General features: G+C 66.3%; 13 protein-coding genes. 9 read left to right on the top strand and 4 right to left on the bottom strand.

The window, feature by feature from the left end; translation table 11 throughout:
* The first annotated feature begins 37 nt into the window (after positions 1-37).
* Entirely contained in the window at positions 38-517 is a 480-nt protein-coding gene (locus A5785_RS14805) for a hypothetical protein (RefSeq protein ID WP_039856249.1), read from the top strand.
* Positions 518-678: 161 nt separating this feature from the next.
* Positions 679-2199, top strand: a complete 1521-nt coding sequence (locus tag A5785_RS14800) for a sugar porter family MFS transporter (protein ID WP_005207395.1) — start codon at positions 679-681, stop codon at positions 2197-2199.
* Positions 2200-2206: 7 nt separating this feature from the next.
* Here the strand turns inward: A5785_RS14800 and A5785_RS14795 are convergent, their stop codons facing one another.
* From A5785_RS14795 to A5785_RS14780, 4 genes are all read right to left on the bottom strand, one after another.
* Positions 2207-2968, bottom strand: coding sequence for a lysoplasmalogenase family protein (locus tag A5785_RS14795; protein WP_005207394.1), 762 nt, complete (start codon positions 2966-2968; stop codon positions 2207-2209).
* A complete protein-coding gene (locus A5785_RS14790; RefSeq protein ID WP_064867204.1) occupies positions 2968-4245 on the bottom strand; it encodes a lipase family protein in 1278 nt (425 codons plus the stop codon). Before A5785_RS14790 ends, A5785_RS14795 begins: the two co-directional genes overlap by 1 nt.
* The gene (locus A5785_RS14785; RefSeq protein WP_082946583.1) at positions 4242-5198 is read right to left on the bottom strand and encodes a hypothetical protein; all 957 of its coding nucleotides are present in this window, start codon (positions 5196-5198) and stop codon (positions 4242-4244) included. Before A5785_RS14785 ends, A5785_RS14790 begins: the two co-directional genes overlap by 4 nt.
* A 294-nt stretch (positions 5199-5492) precedes the next feature.
* Positions 5493-6299: an Rv1157c family protein gene (locus A5785_RS14780; RefSeq protein WP_064867200.1), complete on the bottom strand. Its 807-nt coding sequence runs from the start codon at positions 6297-6299 to the stop codon at positions 5493-5495.
* 451 nt (positions 6300-6750) lie between these two features.
* Here A5785_RS14780 and A5785_RS14775 point away from each other — a divergent pair, with 451 nt between their 5' ends.
* The 7 genes from A5785_RS14775 to typA all read left to right on the top strand — a co-directional run bounded on the left by A5785_RS14775 (position 6751) and on the right by typA (position 15522).
* Complete coding sequence (locus tag A5785_RS14775) at positions 6751-7770, top strand: thiamine ABC transporter substrate-binding protein (RefSeq protein ID WP_064867198.1); 1020 nt, start codon at positions 6751-6753, stop codon at positions 7768-7770.
* Positions 7746-9389 carry an ABC transporter permease gene (locus tag A5785_RS14770; RefSeq protein WP_064867196.1) on the top strand — a complete coding sequence of 548 codons (1644 nt, stop codon included), beginning with the start codon at positions 7746-7748 and terminating at the stop codon, positions 9387-9389. Before A5785_RS14775 ends, A5785_RS14770 begins: the two co-directional genes overlap by 25 nt.
* A complete protein-coding gene (locus A5785_RS14765; RefSeq protein ID WP_064867194.1) occupies positions 9386-10432 on the top strand; it encodes an ABC transporter ATP-binding protein in 1047 nt (348 codons plus the stop codon). The genes A5785_RS14770 and A5785_RS14765 overlap by 4 nt, the downstream gene beginning before the upstream one ends.
* Positions 10429-10839: an NUDIX domain-containing protein gene (locus A5785_RS14760; protein ID WP_005207387.1), complete on the top strand. Its 411-nt coding sequence runs from the start codon at positions 10429-10431 to the stop codon at positions 10837-10839. The genes A5785_RS14765 and A5785_RS14760 overlap by 4 nt, the downstream gene beginning before the upstream one ends.
* A gap of 239 nt (positions 10840-11078) precedes the next feature.
* Entirely contained in the window at positions 11079-12467 is a 1389-nt protein-coding gene (locus A5785_RS14755; RefSeq protein ID WP_005207386.1) for a lipase family protein, read from the top strand.
* A gap of 64 nt (positions 12468-12531) precedes the next feature.
* Complete coding sequence (locus A5785_RS14750; protein WP_005207385.1) at positions 12532-13419, top strand: EamA family transporter; 888 nt, start codon at positions 12532-12534, stop codon at positions 13417-13419.
* A 177-nt stretch (positions 13420-13596) separates the two neighbouring features.
* Positions 13597-15522 carry a translational GTPase TypA gene (gene typA, locus A5785_RS14745; RefSeq protein WP_039856245.1) on the top strand — a complete coding sequence of 642 codons (1926 nt, stop codon included), beginning with the start codon at positions 13597-13599 and terminating at the stop codon, positions 15520-15522.
* Positions 15523-15529: the final 7 nt, after the last annotated feature.

Here is a 15529-nt window from a genome sequence, read left to right as displayed (position 1 = left end):
AGGGGTAGTCGGTGCAGGCAGGCTGATGGTGCGCCGGATGGCGGTGATCGTGGGTGCGGCAATCCTCGCGATTACGGGACTGACGACCGTCGGCGTCGGCGGCGCGCAGGCGATTCCGGAATACAGCAACCCCAACTTCGTGACCTCGCTGAGGTGCGACAGCGCCAATCCGTGGCCCTTGGGGCCATTGCGCATCCACGTCGATGTCTTCAACGGCATCCGTTTCCCGTCGGACGGTCTGCCACCTCCGGCGATCGAGCTGATCGGCACCGATCGCGGCAAGCCGGGGCTCGTCGAGTACTCGATGGACGTCACGGTCTCGTGGCGCAACCTGGCGACGGGTCGCACGGGTGTGGTCAGCGCGCCGAGCCGGGCGCGAAACATCTCCTGGCAGATCGACATTCATCCGGGTTCCGGACCGGTGTCGTTCGTCATTCGACAGAAGATCGGGGCCATCGCGTTCGTACCGATGGTCAACCCGCAGTTCTCGACGTGCCGCGGCACGGCAACCGCCTGAACGCCGGACTGTCACGATCTGAGCTCGATCTCGTCGCGCTGTCACGGTTTCGCGTGTGGTGCCGTGCAAAACGCCTTCACGCTGAACAACATTGGGTAACGTGAAAATCACGTCTGGGGCGCTGCGTCCCCGCGAACCGAGCATCGAGGCGAGGTCAGGCAATGTCACAAGCACGTTCTGCCCCTTCATCTGATCAACACACAGCGCGGGTCATCGGCGTCAGCGTCGCAGCGGCCGTCGGCGGATTCCTCTTCGGCTTCGACAGTTCCGTTGTCAACGGCGCGGTCGACTCCATCCAGGACACCTTCGGGCTGGGATCGCTGTTCAAGGGCTTCGCCGTCGCGATCGCACTGCTCGGTTGCGTTGTCGGTGCATGGTTTGCCGGTCGTCTTGCCGACGTCTGGGGTCGCAAACGCGTGATGGTCCTCGGTGCGGTGATGTTCACCGCGTCGGCCGTCGGAACCGCGTACACCCAAACGGTCTGGGACCTGCTCATCTGGCGCGTGATCGGCGGACTCGGCATCGGCATCGCTTCGGTGATCGCCCCCGCCTACATCGCCGAGATCGCGCCGGCGCGCTATCGCGGCGCGCTCGCATCCATGCAGCAGTTGGCCATCACACTCGGCATTTTCGCAGCGCTGTTGTCGGACAAGCTCTTTCAACAGGCCGCGCCCGGTGGCGACCCCATGAACACCCTGTGGTGGGGACTCGAGGCCTGGCGGTGGATGTTCCTGGTCGGCGTCATTCCCGCAGTCGTGTACGGCATTCTCGCGCTGCTGATCCCGGAGTCTCCGCGGTATCTCGTCGGGCACAACCGCGACGAGGAGGCCGCCCGCATCCTGCAGGAGGTCACCGGAGAGCAGCATCCGCTCGATCGTGTCAAAGAGATCAAACTGACCGTCAAGCGTGAATCGTCGGCCAAGCTGTCGGATCTGCGCGGTCCGTCGTTCGGTCTGCATCCGCTTGTCTGGGTGGGTATCTGGCTGGCGATCTTCCAGCAGTTCGTCGGTATCAACGCCATCTTCTACTATTCGACGAGCCTGTGGACGTCCGTCGGATTCAGCACAGACTCCGCGTTCACCACGTCGGTCATCACGTCGGCGATCAACGTGGTGATGACGTTCGTGGCGATTCTGTTCGTCGATCGAATCGGGCGGCGAGTGCTGCTTCTCTGGGGTTCGGTGGGCATGTTCATCGGACTCGTCATGGCGTGCGTCGCCTTCACACAGTCGCACTACAAGGAGACCGGCTCTGTCGGCGATACGCAGTGCACACCGGGGAACACCAATTCCGAGTGTCTGACGCTCAATGGGCACTGGGGTGTCGTGGCGCTGATCGGAGCCAACCTCTTCGTGATCGCGTTCGCCGCCACCTGGGGTCCGGTCATGTGGGTCATGCTCAGCGAGATGTTCCCCAACCGAATCCGCGGGGTCGCGCTCGGTGTGTGTACCGCGTTCAACTGGCTGGCGAACTTCACCATCTCGATGCTCTTCCCGCAGGCCAGCTCGAGCCTCGGACTCGGATGGGTCTACGGCTTCTTCGCGTTCTGTGCCGCGGCGTCGTACTTCTTCGTCAGGGCGAAGGTGCGCGAAACCAAGGGTCTCGAACTCGAGGAGATGGATGCCGTTGCGGCAGACGATCTCTCCCGCTTCGAGGCGACGAAGCGGGCGAAGTCGAGTTAGGTCCGGGTCAGGCGAGCTCGCCGGCTGCGTCGGGTGACGCCGCGACGTCGACTGCATCGGTGAGCAGATACTGTGCCGCGAAATAGCTTGCGAGGACCCAGACTTCGCTGATGCTGCGCGCGGTGGCACCCGAGATCAGGTGTCGGCGGTTGAGAATCGTGAAATCTGATGCGAGGAACAACAGTCCGCCGATGCGAGCGGACGGCTGCGGGGAGTCGACGGCGCCCGCGAGCGTCGACATCGCCGCCAACGAGGTGCCGTACGGGGCGAGCACGAGCAGCGGACGAGGTCGGTTGGCGGCCAGGACTGCGGCCGACTCACTCAGGGCCGCCATCCTCGGCGCGAATGCCTTGACCGTCGGTCGGGCACCGCGTCGCCAGAACAGCGCGCAGTAACAGAGTTGGGCAGCACCGAAAAGCGCTGCGCCCGTGGCGAGTCGACGATCCTTTGTCACGCGATCGGCTTCGCTGTCGGTCGGCGTGAACTCCTCCAGAAGCATCGCGCGGTCGCCTGCTGCCGAGAACGCTATGGCACCGGCGAGCAGCGCATCGTCGATGCCCAGACCGGAGTAGTGGTGCTGTCGACGCAGTAGTGCGCGTCCTGCGAGCAGGGCGAGCGGAATCGGCTTGGTGAGTGCGGCGGCGCGTCGTGTTCCGAATGCGCCCGCGGCGCTCGCGACAGCCGATGAGAGTGCGTAGGCGAGGGGAAAGCCTGCCGACGCCGCTCGGTGTCGAAATCCTCCCGACGCGGCTCGCTGTCGAGGACCCATCAGCGCATGACGGTGGCGATGAACGAACGGATGTCGTTGTCGGCCATCTTGTTTGCGCCGTCAGCGGACAGAGTCAGATACGGGCGCGGGGTGACTTGTCTGTCGGCCATCCGGGCGTCGTTGATGTAGTTCAGCGTCAGCGGCACGATCACGGACGGATCGACGAGCCCCTGCGTCATCATCACCGGTCGGGTGAAGCCACGAACCGGCAACACCGATGCCGCCTCGAGAACACCTGCGAGCTCTCGATTGCCCGAGAGTGGTTTGGAGAACAGCGATCCCAGCGACACACCGTCGACCTCGCGGGTCAGATCGGCGACGCACAGTTGCGCCGCACGGTTCAACCAGCTTCTGCCGCTCTCGGTGAGGTAGTCGACCACATCCACTGACGGGCGCGCGCTGCTGATGGCGCTGAGAGTGTAGAGGGCGTCGGCGGTCAACCCGGCGGGCAGGTTGACGGTGCCGGGGCCGAGTTTCGTGAGCAGCGACGAGAACTGTGCCGGGATCGACGACGCGGCGGCGCCGCGGAAGTCCAGGTTCGGGCCGCCGAGTGTCGGCCCGATCCGAGCGAGTGTGACCGCAGCTGCGGCACCTTGTCCCTGACCGACGACGGCCCACCGACGCGAGACATCGCTGCGCAATGATTGGGTGGCACGCACCGCGTCGACGATGTTGCGCGCCGTCGCATCGGTGTCGAAATACTGTGGTGTTCCGGCGGTTCCGAGTCCCGCGTAGTCGGTGCTCACCACCGCGTAGCCACGTGACAGCCACGTCCGTGCTTGATCGAGATCAGCGACAGCCGGCCGCACCGACGGAGCGCACCCGTCTGCCAGGCCCCGGGAACCGTGCGCCCACGCGATGACCGGGAATCCGCCTGCGGGAACGGATCCGAAGGGTGTCAGCAGCACGCCGCTCGATCGTTGCGGCTTGTGATCTGCCCCGGTGGTCGCGTAGGTGAACACCGTGCCGCTCGCCGCGCCGGGCACCAGATCCGATCGGGTGATCGGCCGCCGCGAGTACACCGCGCCTGCCGACGCCCCGCTTGTCGTGACCGCATCGACAGTCGTTGTGGTGTCGGAAAACTTGGTGGGGTCGGAAGTCTTGGCGGGGTCCGAGGAGGACTGCGCGCTCGGCTCACCGGCCGACGCTGGTGGGGCCGCCGACGCCAGGGCAGGTGCTGCCGCGAGGCTTGCGCAGACGACGGCTGCGCACGTCGCAATCCGAAGCGATCTGCCCTGTGCCCTCCGCGGTCTCCGACGGCGAGATGACGTGGTCACTTGGCGTTCACCACGCCGACCGCAGGCAGGAAGAAGCACGAGCGTCCCGCGTTGTTCGACGTGCCGTAGATGGCGGCGAGAATGGTGCCGCTACCGGTCTTCACCGGTGCGAGGCGCACACCGGACAGCATCGGCAGCAGAACCCGCGCGGTCGGATCCGTCACCGGGGCAAGCTTTTCGAAGCCGCCCTGGAGCGTCGAGGTGTTGAACCACGCAACCTGCATCTGACCGTCATCGGCGGTGCCGGTACCGACGGCGGCCGGGACGAACGCGAAAGCCGTCTCACCCTTGTCGACGAGATTCAGCTTCTTCGGCAATGTGATGCCGGGGATGAGTTTCAGCAGCGGCGCCAGGGGCTCGACAACCTTCATCGGCTCCTCCTTGGCGGGCCACGGACCGGGCGCCGCACCGGCGGCGCCTGTCACGATCCCGAGCGGGTTGTCGTCGGTGGGCGCTGCGCAGAACGGTGCGATCGCGGGCGAGAACGGTTGGATGCCGAGCGTTTTGAGTACCGACGCGACATCGGAACCGGCGACGGGATGGGGGGCGACGCCGGTGGCGCTCACGTCGCGCGATGCCGAAGCGCCACCGAAGGCAACGGAGAGGGTATTGAGTTTGCTCTCGATGTCGGCGGTGGAGAGCTGTCCCAGCGAGGACTTCACGGCCTCGGCGGCCTTGAGTGCCAACTGGTCGACGCCTGCGGCCTTGAGTGCTTTGACTGCCTCGGCGAGCTCGTGGTCGAGCGGGACACTGCCGAGTGACTGAGGGTCGGGAGCCAGTGTCGTCGGCGCGGTCGGCAACGCGGGCGCAGCCGATGCTGTCGCCGGTACGACGAGCAGCATCGCGGCCGCCGTGACCGCTCCCGCAACGCCAACCCGGATTCGACGGCGGTTCTGCTCGCGCTGCCCGGTCATGGTGCGGTGCCCGAGTGCGGTGTGTAGGGCCGACATCATCATGCTTCTCCTCGACACGACCATCAGCCCACGCGCGAATAGCGTGGTGCAGATGTGACAGATGTTTCTAGAGTTACAAGAGACCACGGTTGAGGTGGGGTCTGCAAGTCGCGAGTCCGAGCTGTGATGTGCACGCGACCCCGATGCGATCCCGCACGGTGACCCCGATTCGACGGCTCGGGCCACATCGGGAGCCGGAAACGGCGAAGCCGGGGAAGCAGATCTGCTTCCCCGGCTTGTCGTTGGTGCTGCGGGCCGAGAGTGGTACCGGTCGAGCGTGGTACCCGGGTCGGATCAGATGATCGCGAGTCCGATCGTCGGGATGATGGTGCAGCTGAGCACCTTGCCCTTGGTCTTGGTGGTCACGTCGCCGTAGATCGTGGAGATCACGCGTCCCTTGCCTGTGGAGGCGATCCCGGTGAAGGTGCCCGGTCCGTTGGTCGCGTTGATCAGCGCGTTGCGCTTGAGCTGGAGCTGACCGGTGCGGCCGTTGTCGATGTTGATCCAGCTGACCAGCAGCTGGCGGGCCTGATTGTTGATCGCGGGGCCGGTGCCGAGGCTGGTGTAGACATAGCCGGCCTGTCCGCGCTTGGGGCCTGGGGCCGGCGCCTTCTGCGGACCCGCCGTCACGAGAGCTCGTCCGAGGGAGTTGCCGCCGCCGGGCATGCAGCCGAAGCCGAGCGTCGGGTAGAGGAACTCCTGGATCTTCGGTGCGTTCGGACCTTGCGGGATCTCCGGATCGCCTGGCTTTGCGGCCTCGATCCGGGCGACCTGCTTGCGGCCGGGTTCGCCGAGGAAGTCGGTGATCTTCTGCCAGGTGGCGGCGACCTGCGGGGGAAGCCCCGGTTGGTCGGCCATCGCTCGCGCCTGCTGCAACAGCTGAGCGTTCACCTTGCCGTCCGGTCCGGGCGTGGTGACCGAGCCGATGATCGCGGGCGCGAAGGCTCCGAGGGAATCCAGCGTGCGCTGGTCGACCTTCGTGGCCTGGGTGGGCGCAGGTGCGGCGTGCGCGATGCTCGGGGCCGCGAGCGACGCGGCGACGGCGACCGTTGCTGCGGCCACTGCGATGCGGGCGCGACTGGTCAGTGCTGAGAGACGCACTTGTCGGAGTCCTATCGGTTGTCGGTGTCTATATCGGGCGCTGGATATCCGGCACTCGGGACCCTACCCGGGTGCCCCGTCCGGAAACGCCGGCGCGTCATTCTAAGCCCCGGCGATGGGGCGGTGTCCAGGGGAGCCTAACGCCGCAAGCACCCCGATTCTGGTGCAGGTGATGCAATTGTTACGAATGTTACGTACGGACATGCACTGTCTGCTGGTCTGCGGAACGTCTGTGATGCACCTGGTTAGATCGACAGGAGTTCGATCAATGTCGGTCTTCTCGGTGGTGTGTCTTTCTTCAGTGGTGTCGCCCGAGTTCTGTGTGTCGGACGGCGTCGATCTCGCATGCGAAGAGCACCAGGAGATGTGGATCGCCCGGAGATGAGGAGCGCTGGTGACAGACCGGACCGCAGTGAGACGCCCCCACTGGCAGCGGAGTACGCGCAGAGGGATGGTACGCACCGGGGCGGTGGCCGCAGCGGTTGTCGCGGTCGGAGCGTCGATGTTGACCGCGTGTGGCGACGATTCGTCGTCGAATTCTCAGGTCACGCTGCTGACCCACGATTCGTTCGATCTCCCGCAATCGGTCTTCGACGAGTTCAAGAAGGAAACCGGTCAGACGCTGAAGGTCGTCAAGAGCGGCGACGCGGGCCAGCTGGCGTCGACGGTGTCTCTCACGCCGGGTTCGCCGAAAGGTGACGCGGTGTACGGGATCGACAACACGTTCGCGACCCGACCCATTCAGGCCGGGGCGCTCGAGTCGTACGCATCGCCGGCTCTGGCCGACGGCGCCGATCAATACGTGGTGCCCGACTCGAACAACGAGCTGACGGCAGTCGATCGTGGCGACGTCTGCCTGAACATCGACGACGAGTGGTATCGACGCGAGGGCCAGACCCCGCCGAAGAGTCTGCGCGACCTGACCGATCCCACCTACGCCAAGCAGGCCGCGCTGATCGACCCCGGTACGTCGTCGCCGGGTATGGCATATCTGCTCAGCACTGTCGGGGTCTTCGGTAACAACTGGCAGGACTACTGGAAGCAGGTGTCCGCGGCGGGCGCGACGATCGTGTCGGGCTGGGAGATCGCGTACAACCAGCTCTTCACCGCCGGAGAAGGCAAGGGCGACAAGCCGATAGTGCTGTCGTACGCCTCGTCGCCTGCTGCGACGCCGGGGACGAGTGCACTGCTCGACAGTTGCTTCCGGCAGGTCGAGTACGTCGGCGTACTCAAGGGTGCTCCCAACGCGGCCGGTGCGCGCAAACTTGTCGACTTCATGCTGAGTCCCACTGTGCAGAAGGCGCTTCCGGCGTCGATGTACGTGTACCCGGTGCAGAAGAACACGCCGTTGCCCGACGGCTGGGCGCAACGCGCACCGATCCCACAGTCGACGGTGAATCTTCCGCCCGCATACATTGCGCAGAATCGGGAGACGTGGCTTCAGCAATGGCGCAGCGCAGTCGGTCGCTGAACAGCAACCGCCTCGGACGCTGGCTGCTCGCGGGCGTTCCCGTGGTGTTCCTCGGGGTGCTCTTCGTCTGGCCGGTTGCCGCGCTCGTGTGGCGCGCGATCTCCCAGAACAGCAACGCCGCAACAGGATCCGCATCGCTGGGGGAGTTGTTCACGCGAACACACGCGGCTCATCTGCTGGGGGTGACACTCGCCCAGGCGGCCGCGTCGACGGCGCTGGCGCTCCTGGTTGCCGCACCCATCGTCTGGTTGTCGTCGAGGCTGCGAGGAGCGTCGGCGATGATGCTGAACGTCGTCGTGACGGTGCCGTTCGTCTTGCCGACGGTGGTGGTCGGTGTCGCGTTCCGAGCGGTCTTCGACGGCCCACTCGCCTTTGCGCACATCGGTTCCGGATGGTGGGCGGTGCTGGCCGCGCACGCTTTTCTCAACGTCGCGGTGGTGGTTAGGGTTGTCGGCGCGGCGTGGCGCGGGCTCGACACCCGTGCTCTCGATGCCGCACGCACGTTGGGCGCCGGGCGGTTTCGTGCGTGGCGGACGGTGATCGCCCCCGCGCTGCTGCCCGCGGTCGGCGCCGCTGCCACGTTGATCTTCCTGTTCTGCTCGACCAGTTTCGGCGTGATCATCATCCTGGGTGGCGGCACGCTACGCACACTGGAAACCGAGATCTACCAACAGGCCATCGGCTACTTCCGGATTCCGGAGGCGGTGGCGTTGTCGCTGTTGCAGATCGTCGTCGTGGTCGTCGCACTGTTGCTCACCCGCCTCGTCACGGCACGGTCGCGAAGTTCCGCCACGAGCACGCGCGCGCCTCGGCGTCGTCGACTCCGGGGGTGGGCGCGGGTGTCGGCGACGCTCGCGTGGGCCTGGACGATCGTGGGCCTGGTCGTTCCGATCGTGGTGCTCGCGGTGCGGTCGGTTCGCCCCGGTCGTGACGGCGCGTGGACTCTTGCCGGCTATCGCGCGCTGGCGGAGCCGGTGAACGGTGTGACACCACTTGCGACGCTGCGGTATTCGTTTCTCTCCGCCTTGCTGGCGATGCTGATCGCGCTGGTCGTCGGTGTCATGGCCGCGATCGCACTGCACACCGCACGAGGCGCTGCGCGGACGGTTGGCGCGGTCCTGGCGCTCATCCCGCTCGGGATCAGTGCTGTCACACTCGGTTTCGGTTATCTCATTGTGCTGTCGGAGCTTCCCGCACGAACGGCGTCCTCGCCGTTGATCATTCCGTGTGTTCAGGCGCTGATCGCGATACCGGTCGTGATCGGGATTCTCGTGCCCGCGCTCGACGCGGTTCCCGACCGTGCACGCGCTGCTGCTGCGACGCTCGGGGCGGGCCCGCTGCGCGTGCTGCGCACCATTGACCTTCCCGCGATCGGCAGGTCGCTGGCCGCCGCAGCAGGATTCGCATTCGTGATGGCGCTCGGCGAATTCGGTGCGACGAGTTTTCTGGCGCGCGCCGACACCACGACGCTGCCGGTGTTGATCGGGTCCGCGCTGAACCGTCCCGGCGCAACACAATTGGCGACGGCGATGGCGGCGTCGATGCTGCTCGTCGTGGCGACCGCCGTGGCGATGCTCGCCGTCGAAGTGCTCAGGCCTCGGTCGAGGGCGGTGCTGTGAAGCTCGAACTCGAGGGCGTGCGCGTCTCCTACGGTGCGCACACGGTGATCGACGATCTTGACTGGAGCGTCGGGGCGCACGGTCTCGTGACCGCGCTGCTCGGTCCGTCGGGGTGTGGAAAGTCGACGCTGATCCGCGCCATCGCAGGTCTCGAAGAGGTCGAGCGGGGAAGTATCCGCCTCGACGGAGACGATGTGGTCCGAGTGCCGCCGCACCGCAGGGACTTCGGTGTTGTCTTTCAGGACGGTCAACTGTTCGGCGGCAGAAGCGTCGGTGCCAACGTCGCCTACGGACTCAAGGCCAGGCACATGGGCAGGTCACAGATCGCCGAACGGGTTGCCGAGATGCTCGAACTCGTACAGTTGCCCGGATTTGAGCGGCGTTCGGTCGACGAACTGTCGGGCGGGCAGGCGCAACGCGTCGCGTTGGCGCGTGCGCTCGCGCCCCACCCCCGACTGCTGCTGCTCGACGAACCGCTCGCCGCACTCGATCGCAGACTGCGCGACGAGCTGGCCGTCGACATCGGTCGCGCCGTGCGGGCGACCGCGACACCCGCGATCCTGGTCACCCACGATCACACCGAGGCGGCGCTGGTTGCCGACGCGATCTCGGTGATGAGGTCGGGCGACATCGTGCAGACGGATCCACCTGCGCGGCTGTGGCAGAGACCGGTCGATACGTGGACTGCACAGTTCCTCGGATGCACGACGGTGGTGCAGGCGCGACGAACCGACGGTGTGATCAGCACGTCGTTGGGCGTCGTCGACCCGGAATCCCTGCGGATCGACAATGACTGGGAATCAGGCGAACTCGGACTCCGCGCGGAGTCGCTCGCCGCGGAAGCAATTGCGCGCGACCGGACTCTCGACGCGGATGCGGTTCGTGGCGAGGTGGTCGTGGTGGCCGATCTTCCTGCAGGCCAGCGGATTCGGGTGTCGACATCGGTGGGTGAGGTCGATGCGGTGTCGCCGGACGGTGTGCGCGTGGGGGATTCCGTCGCGCTGCGGTTGCGTCCTGAACACGTGGCGGTGATCGGCAGGTGAGCACGAGGATCGTCGTCGCGGGTGCCATCACCACCTCCGATGGCCGACTTCTTTTGGCGCAGCGCAGTTATCCGCCACAGGTTGCCGGTCTGTGGGAGCTTCCGGGTGGCAAGGTCGAAGACGGCGAAGACCTGGCGACCGCGTTGCGTCGTGAACTGCGCGAAGAACTCGAGGTCGACGTCGAGGTGGGTGCACGCCTCGCCGACTCCGTCGAACTCTCGCACGACCTGACGCTCGTCGCGCTGTGGGCGCGGATCGTCGACGGTGCGCCGAGGGCGGTCGAACACTCCCGACTGCTGTGGGTGAGCGCCGACGAACTCGACGATATGGCTGCGGTGGGCCGGCTGGTGCCCGCCGATACCGCGTGGCTGCCCGAACTCCGAAAGGTTCTGCGCCGAGCGCGATGACAGGGCAAGCGTCAACTCGTTACATCACGAATCGGTAATCGAACCTGCACTCAGACGACACTCGGTTTACTGTCGTACACCGAACACCGGGGGTGGCGATCCGCACATCCCGTCGTACCAGGGGAGCACGCGACATCGCTGTGGCTGTCGAATCGAAAGTGGGAGTCGGAGTGGGCAATCGAGGGGGAGAAACGCCGTATCGGCGTACGGTTCGGTCGCGTGGCGGCCGGTGGCGATCGATGGCGACCATCATTTGCGTCGTGGCGCTCACGGTCGCCGGGATGTTGGGAACGAGCGCGGTGTTCGACGCCGGTCGCGCCGCGGCGGCACCGCTCGGGTCGTCGGGCTCAGCCGATAGCGGTTCGGCGGGATCGTCGGGTGGCAGCGACCCCTTCTACACACCGCCGACGGGCGCGCTTCCCGCGCCAGGCACACTGCTTCGGACACAGTCCATGTCGACGTTCATCACCGTGCCCAATCGGGCCGGGAAGATCCCGGCGTCGGCGACGAAGATCTTGTATGTGTCGACGAATGCTCTCGGCAAGAAGGTCGCGGTCAGCGGCTACTATTTGCAACCGTCGCGGCCGTGGGCCGGACCGGGCACGCGTCCCCTCGTCTCCTACGGGCCCGGTGCACACGGCATGGGCGACCAGTGTGCGCCTTCACGTTTGGTCTCCTCGCCGAACGTGGCGTCACCCGGCGGACCGATGGCCGAGATCGAAGCACTGATCACCTACAACCTGCTCGCGCGCGGCTACGGCGTGGTGAGCACCGACTACATCGGACTGGGGACACCCGGCGATCACACCTTCGCGATGCGCATCGACCAGGGCAACGCCGTGATCGATGCCGCACGCGCCGCGTTGCACCTGCCCGGCGTGAATCCGGCCACCAAGGTCGCGCTCGCCGGTTATTCGCAGGGCGGCGCCGCGACGGCCGCTGCAGCGGAACTGATTGACTCCTACGCCCCCGACCTGGCCAACCATGTTGTCGGAATCTATGCGGGCGGTGCTCCGACCGATCTGCGCAGTCTGCTCAATCACCTCGACGGTCAGCGCCTCGGCGGAGCGATCGGGTGGGCCATCGACGGGGCGATGGCGCTGTATCCCGATATGGCGCAACAGATTCCTCCGCTGCTCAACGCCGAGGGCAAGCGCGTGACGAATCTTGTTCGCGGACAGTGCATCGTGGCGACGACCCTCATCGGATCGCCGAAGACCAGTACGTGGACGGCCAGCGGCAAGACAATCGGGGAGCTGATCGACTCCACCCCCGCGCTTGCCGCGCGCGTGAATGATCAGAAGGTCGGTATGCGCAAGCCCACCGATATCCCAATCCTGTTGTCCAGCAATCCCGTTGACCCGACGGTCCCCGTCTCGCAAGGTCAGACGCTCTTCGCCGAGTGGTGCGCCGAGAACCCACGATCACTCGAGTATCGGAACATCAGCTTTCCGGTGATCGGAGGAACTGCGTTGGGCCACATCGCGGGTGGAGTCGCCGGATACAACGAGGCCTACGAATGGCTCGCCGACAGATTCGCCGGGAAAGCCGCGGCGAGCGGATGCGTGCGGAAGGCGCCATCGAACGGACTGACGACGGGCTCGGCAGGATCATCCGGTTCGTCCTGACGACGATCGTGTCGGTGAAAACTTCCGTGCGAGGTGACTGCGGCGCGGAGTAGGTTCGTCGGCTGTGACGCAACAGCGACGGCAACGGGTCGAGCGGCCTTCGGCCACACGCGACGTGCGTTGGCTGGGTCCCGCGCTGATGCTCCTGGGTGGCACGTCGATGTACCTCGGTGCCGCCATCGCGATCGAGCTCTTCGACGTGGTGTCGCCCGCGGGTGTCGCGTGGTTGCGCATCGCCGGGGCAGGCCTCGTGCTGCTGATCGTGGTGCGTCCCGGCCGTGCCGCGTGGCAGTGGTCGCGGCTGCGCCTCGCGGGCATGTTCGGCCTGATGACGGCCGCGATGAACATCGCGTTCTACCTCGCGCTCGACCACCTGCCACTCGGCACGACGGTCGCACTCGAGTTTCTCGGTCCCATCGCGGTGGCGGCGGCCGGATCACGTACGAGGCGCGATGTCGCGGCGCTGCTCGCCGCGGTGATCGGCGTGGCACTCATCGTCGACGTGCACTGGGCGGGGAGTGTGCTCGGCGTCGTGCTGGCGCTCGTGGCCGCTGCGTGTTGGGCGGGTTACATCGTGCTGGGCCGGCGCGTCGCCGTCCGCGGGGCGGGGATCGAGGACCTGACAACGGGTTTCGTTGTCGCGGCGATCGTGACGTCGCCGCTGGCGCTGACCGTGGGACCGGCCGTGCGAGCCGGCGAGAACGTGTGGTGGCTCATCCTGCTCGCGCTGGGACTCGGGGTGCTCTCGACAGCGGTTCCGTACGCCCTCGATCAGGTCATCCTGCGTTCGGTGGGTCCGGCTCGGTTCGCCGTGCTGCTCGCATTACTGCCGGTCACAGCCGCTGTGGTGGGCTTCATCGCGTTGCGGCAAGTCCCCGCGCTCACCGAGCTGCTCGGAATCCTCGCCGTCGCCGGGGCGATCGGAGTCCAGGCGGGTGGTCGGTCGCGGTGACGATGACGACCCCTCGAAAGAGCACCGCAAAACACGCTCCCACCTGTGTGATCGCGCTCTCATGGTCCGAGCAGATACCCTGTTGAGCGTCGTAGAGTCCACATCCGGTGCCTGAAACCGGATCGCCGACGGCCCGCACATGCCTTCGGGACGTCGAAAAAGATGAAAGAGAGCTCAGTGAGCGCTGTCCCCAACTTCCGCAATGTCGCGATCGTCGCGCACGTCGACCATGGCAAGACCACGCTGGTCGACGCGATGCTCCGCCAGTCCGGAGTGTTCGGTGAGCGTGCCGAGCTCGTCGATCGCGTGATGGACTCCGGAGACCTCGAACGCGAGAAGGGCATCACCATTCTCGCGAAGAACACCGCGGTGCATCGTCGTCAGCCCGACGGCACCGAGGTCGTCATCAACGTGATCGACACCCCCGGCCACGCCGACTTCGGCGGTGAGGTCGAGCGCGGCCTGTCGATGGTCGACGGCGTCGTGCTGCTCGTCGACGCGTCCGAGGGTCCGCTCCCGCAGACCCGCTTCGTGCTGCGCAAGGCGCTCAGCGCATCGCTGCCGGTCATCCTGCTGGTCAACAAGACCGACCGTCCTGACGCGCGCATCTCGGAGGTTGTCTCCGAGACCCACGATCTGCTGCTCGACCTCGCCTCCGACCTCGACGACGAGGCCGCCGCCGCTGCCGAGCAGGTCCTCGACCTCCCGGTCCTGTACGCCTCGGGCCGCGCAGGCATCGCCAGCACGGTGGAGCCCGCGAACGGCGAGGTACCCGAGGGCGAGAACCTCGACCCCTTCTTCGACGTCCTGATGGAGCACGTCCCCGCGCCCAAGGGCGACGCGGACGCTCCGCTGCAGGCGCACGTCACCAACCTCGACGCCTCGCCGTTCCTCGGCCGCCTCGGGCTGGTCCGTATCCACAACGGCACCCTCAAGAAGGGCCAGACCGTCTCCTGGATGCGTGAGATCACCAAGGAGGACGGCACCGCGGAGCCGGTCGTCGAGCGCGCCAAGATCACCGAACTGCTCGCAACCGTCGGCGTGGAGCGCAGTCCGGCGGAGTCGGCGGTCGCAGGCGACATCGTGGCCATCGCCGGTATCCCCGAGATCATGATCGGCGACACCCTCGCCGACGCCGAGAACCCGGTTGCCCTGCCGCGCATCACCGTCGACGAGCCTGCCATCTCGGTCATCATCGGCACCAACACCTCGCCGCTCGCCGGTCGGGTGAAGGGCCACAAGCTCACCGCGCGCATGGTCAAGGATCGCCTCGACAGCGAGCTCATCGGCAACGTGTCGCTGCGCGTCGTCGACATCAATCGGCCCGACGCCTGGGAGGTGCAGGGTCGTGGTGAGCTCGCCCTCGCGATCCTCGTCGAGCAGATGCGACGCGAGAACTTCGAGCTGACCGTCGGCAAGCCGCAGGTGGTCACACGCAAGGTCGACGGCAAGGTGCACGAGCCATTCGAGCACCTGACGATCGACGTCCCCGAGGAGTACCTCGGTGCGGTGACCCAGTTGCTCGCGGCGCGTAAGGGTCGCATGGACCAGATGAACAACCACGGATCCGGTTGGGTCCGCATGGAGTTCCGGGTGCCTTCCCGCGGGCTGATCGGCTTCCGCACCGACTTCCTCACCGAGACGCGCGGCACCGGCATCGCCAACGCCGTGTTCGACGGCTACGACGCCTGGGCGGGCGAGATCCGCGCACGCCACACCGGCTCACTGGTCAGTGACCGTGCGGGTACGGTGACGCCGTTCGCGATGATCCAGCTCGCCGACCGCGGCACGTTCTTCGTCAATCCGGGCGACGACACCTACGAAGGTCACGTCGTCGGTATCAACCCGCGTGCGGAGGATCTCGACATCAATGTGACCCGCGAGAAGAAGCTGACCAACATGCGTCAGTCGTCGGCAGACGTCATGGAGACGCTGGCCAAGCCAATGCATCTCGAGCTCGAGGGTGCGATGGAATTCTGCGCAGCAGACGAGTGTGTCGAGGCGACCCCCGAGGTCGTGCGTGTGCGTAAGGTGCATCTCGATTCGTCCACGCGTGCCCGTGAGCGTTCGCGAGCCAAGACGCGTGATCAGGCGGCCGGCTAGCCGACCT

The organism is Gordonia sp. 852002-50395_SCH5434458, assembly GCF_001665905.1.
In the GTDB taxonomy this organism is placed as follows: Bacteria; Actinomycetota; Actinomycetes; order Mycobacteriales; family Mycobacteriaceae; genus Gordonia; species Gordonia jacobaea.
This window is presented reverse-complemented; position numbering and strand designations above follow the sequence as displayed.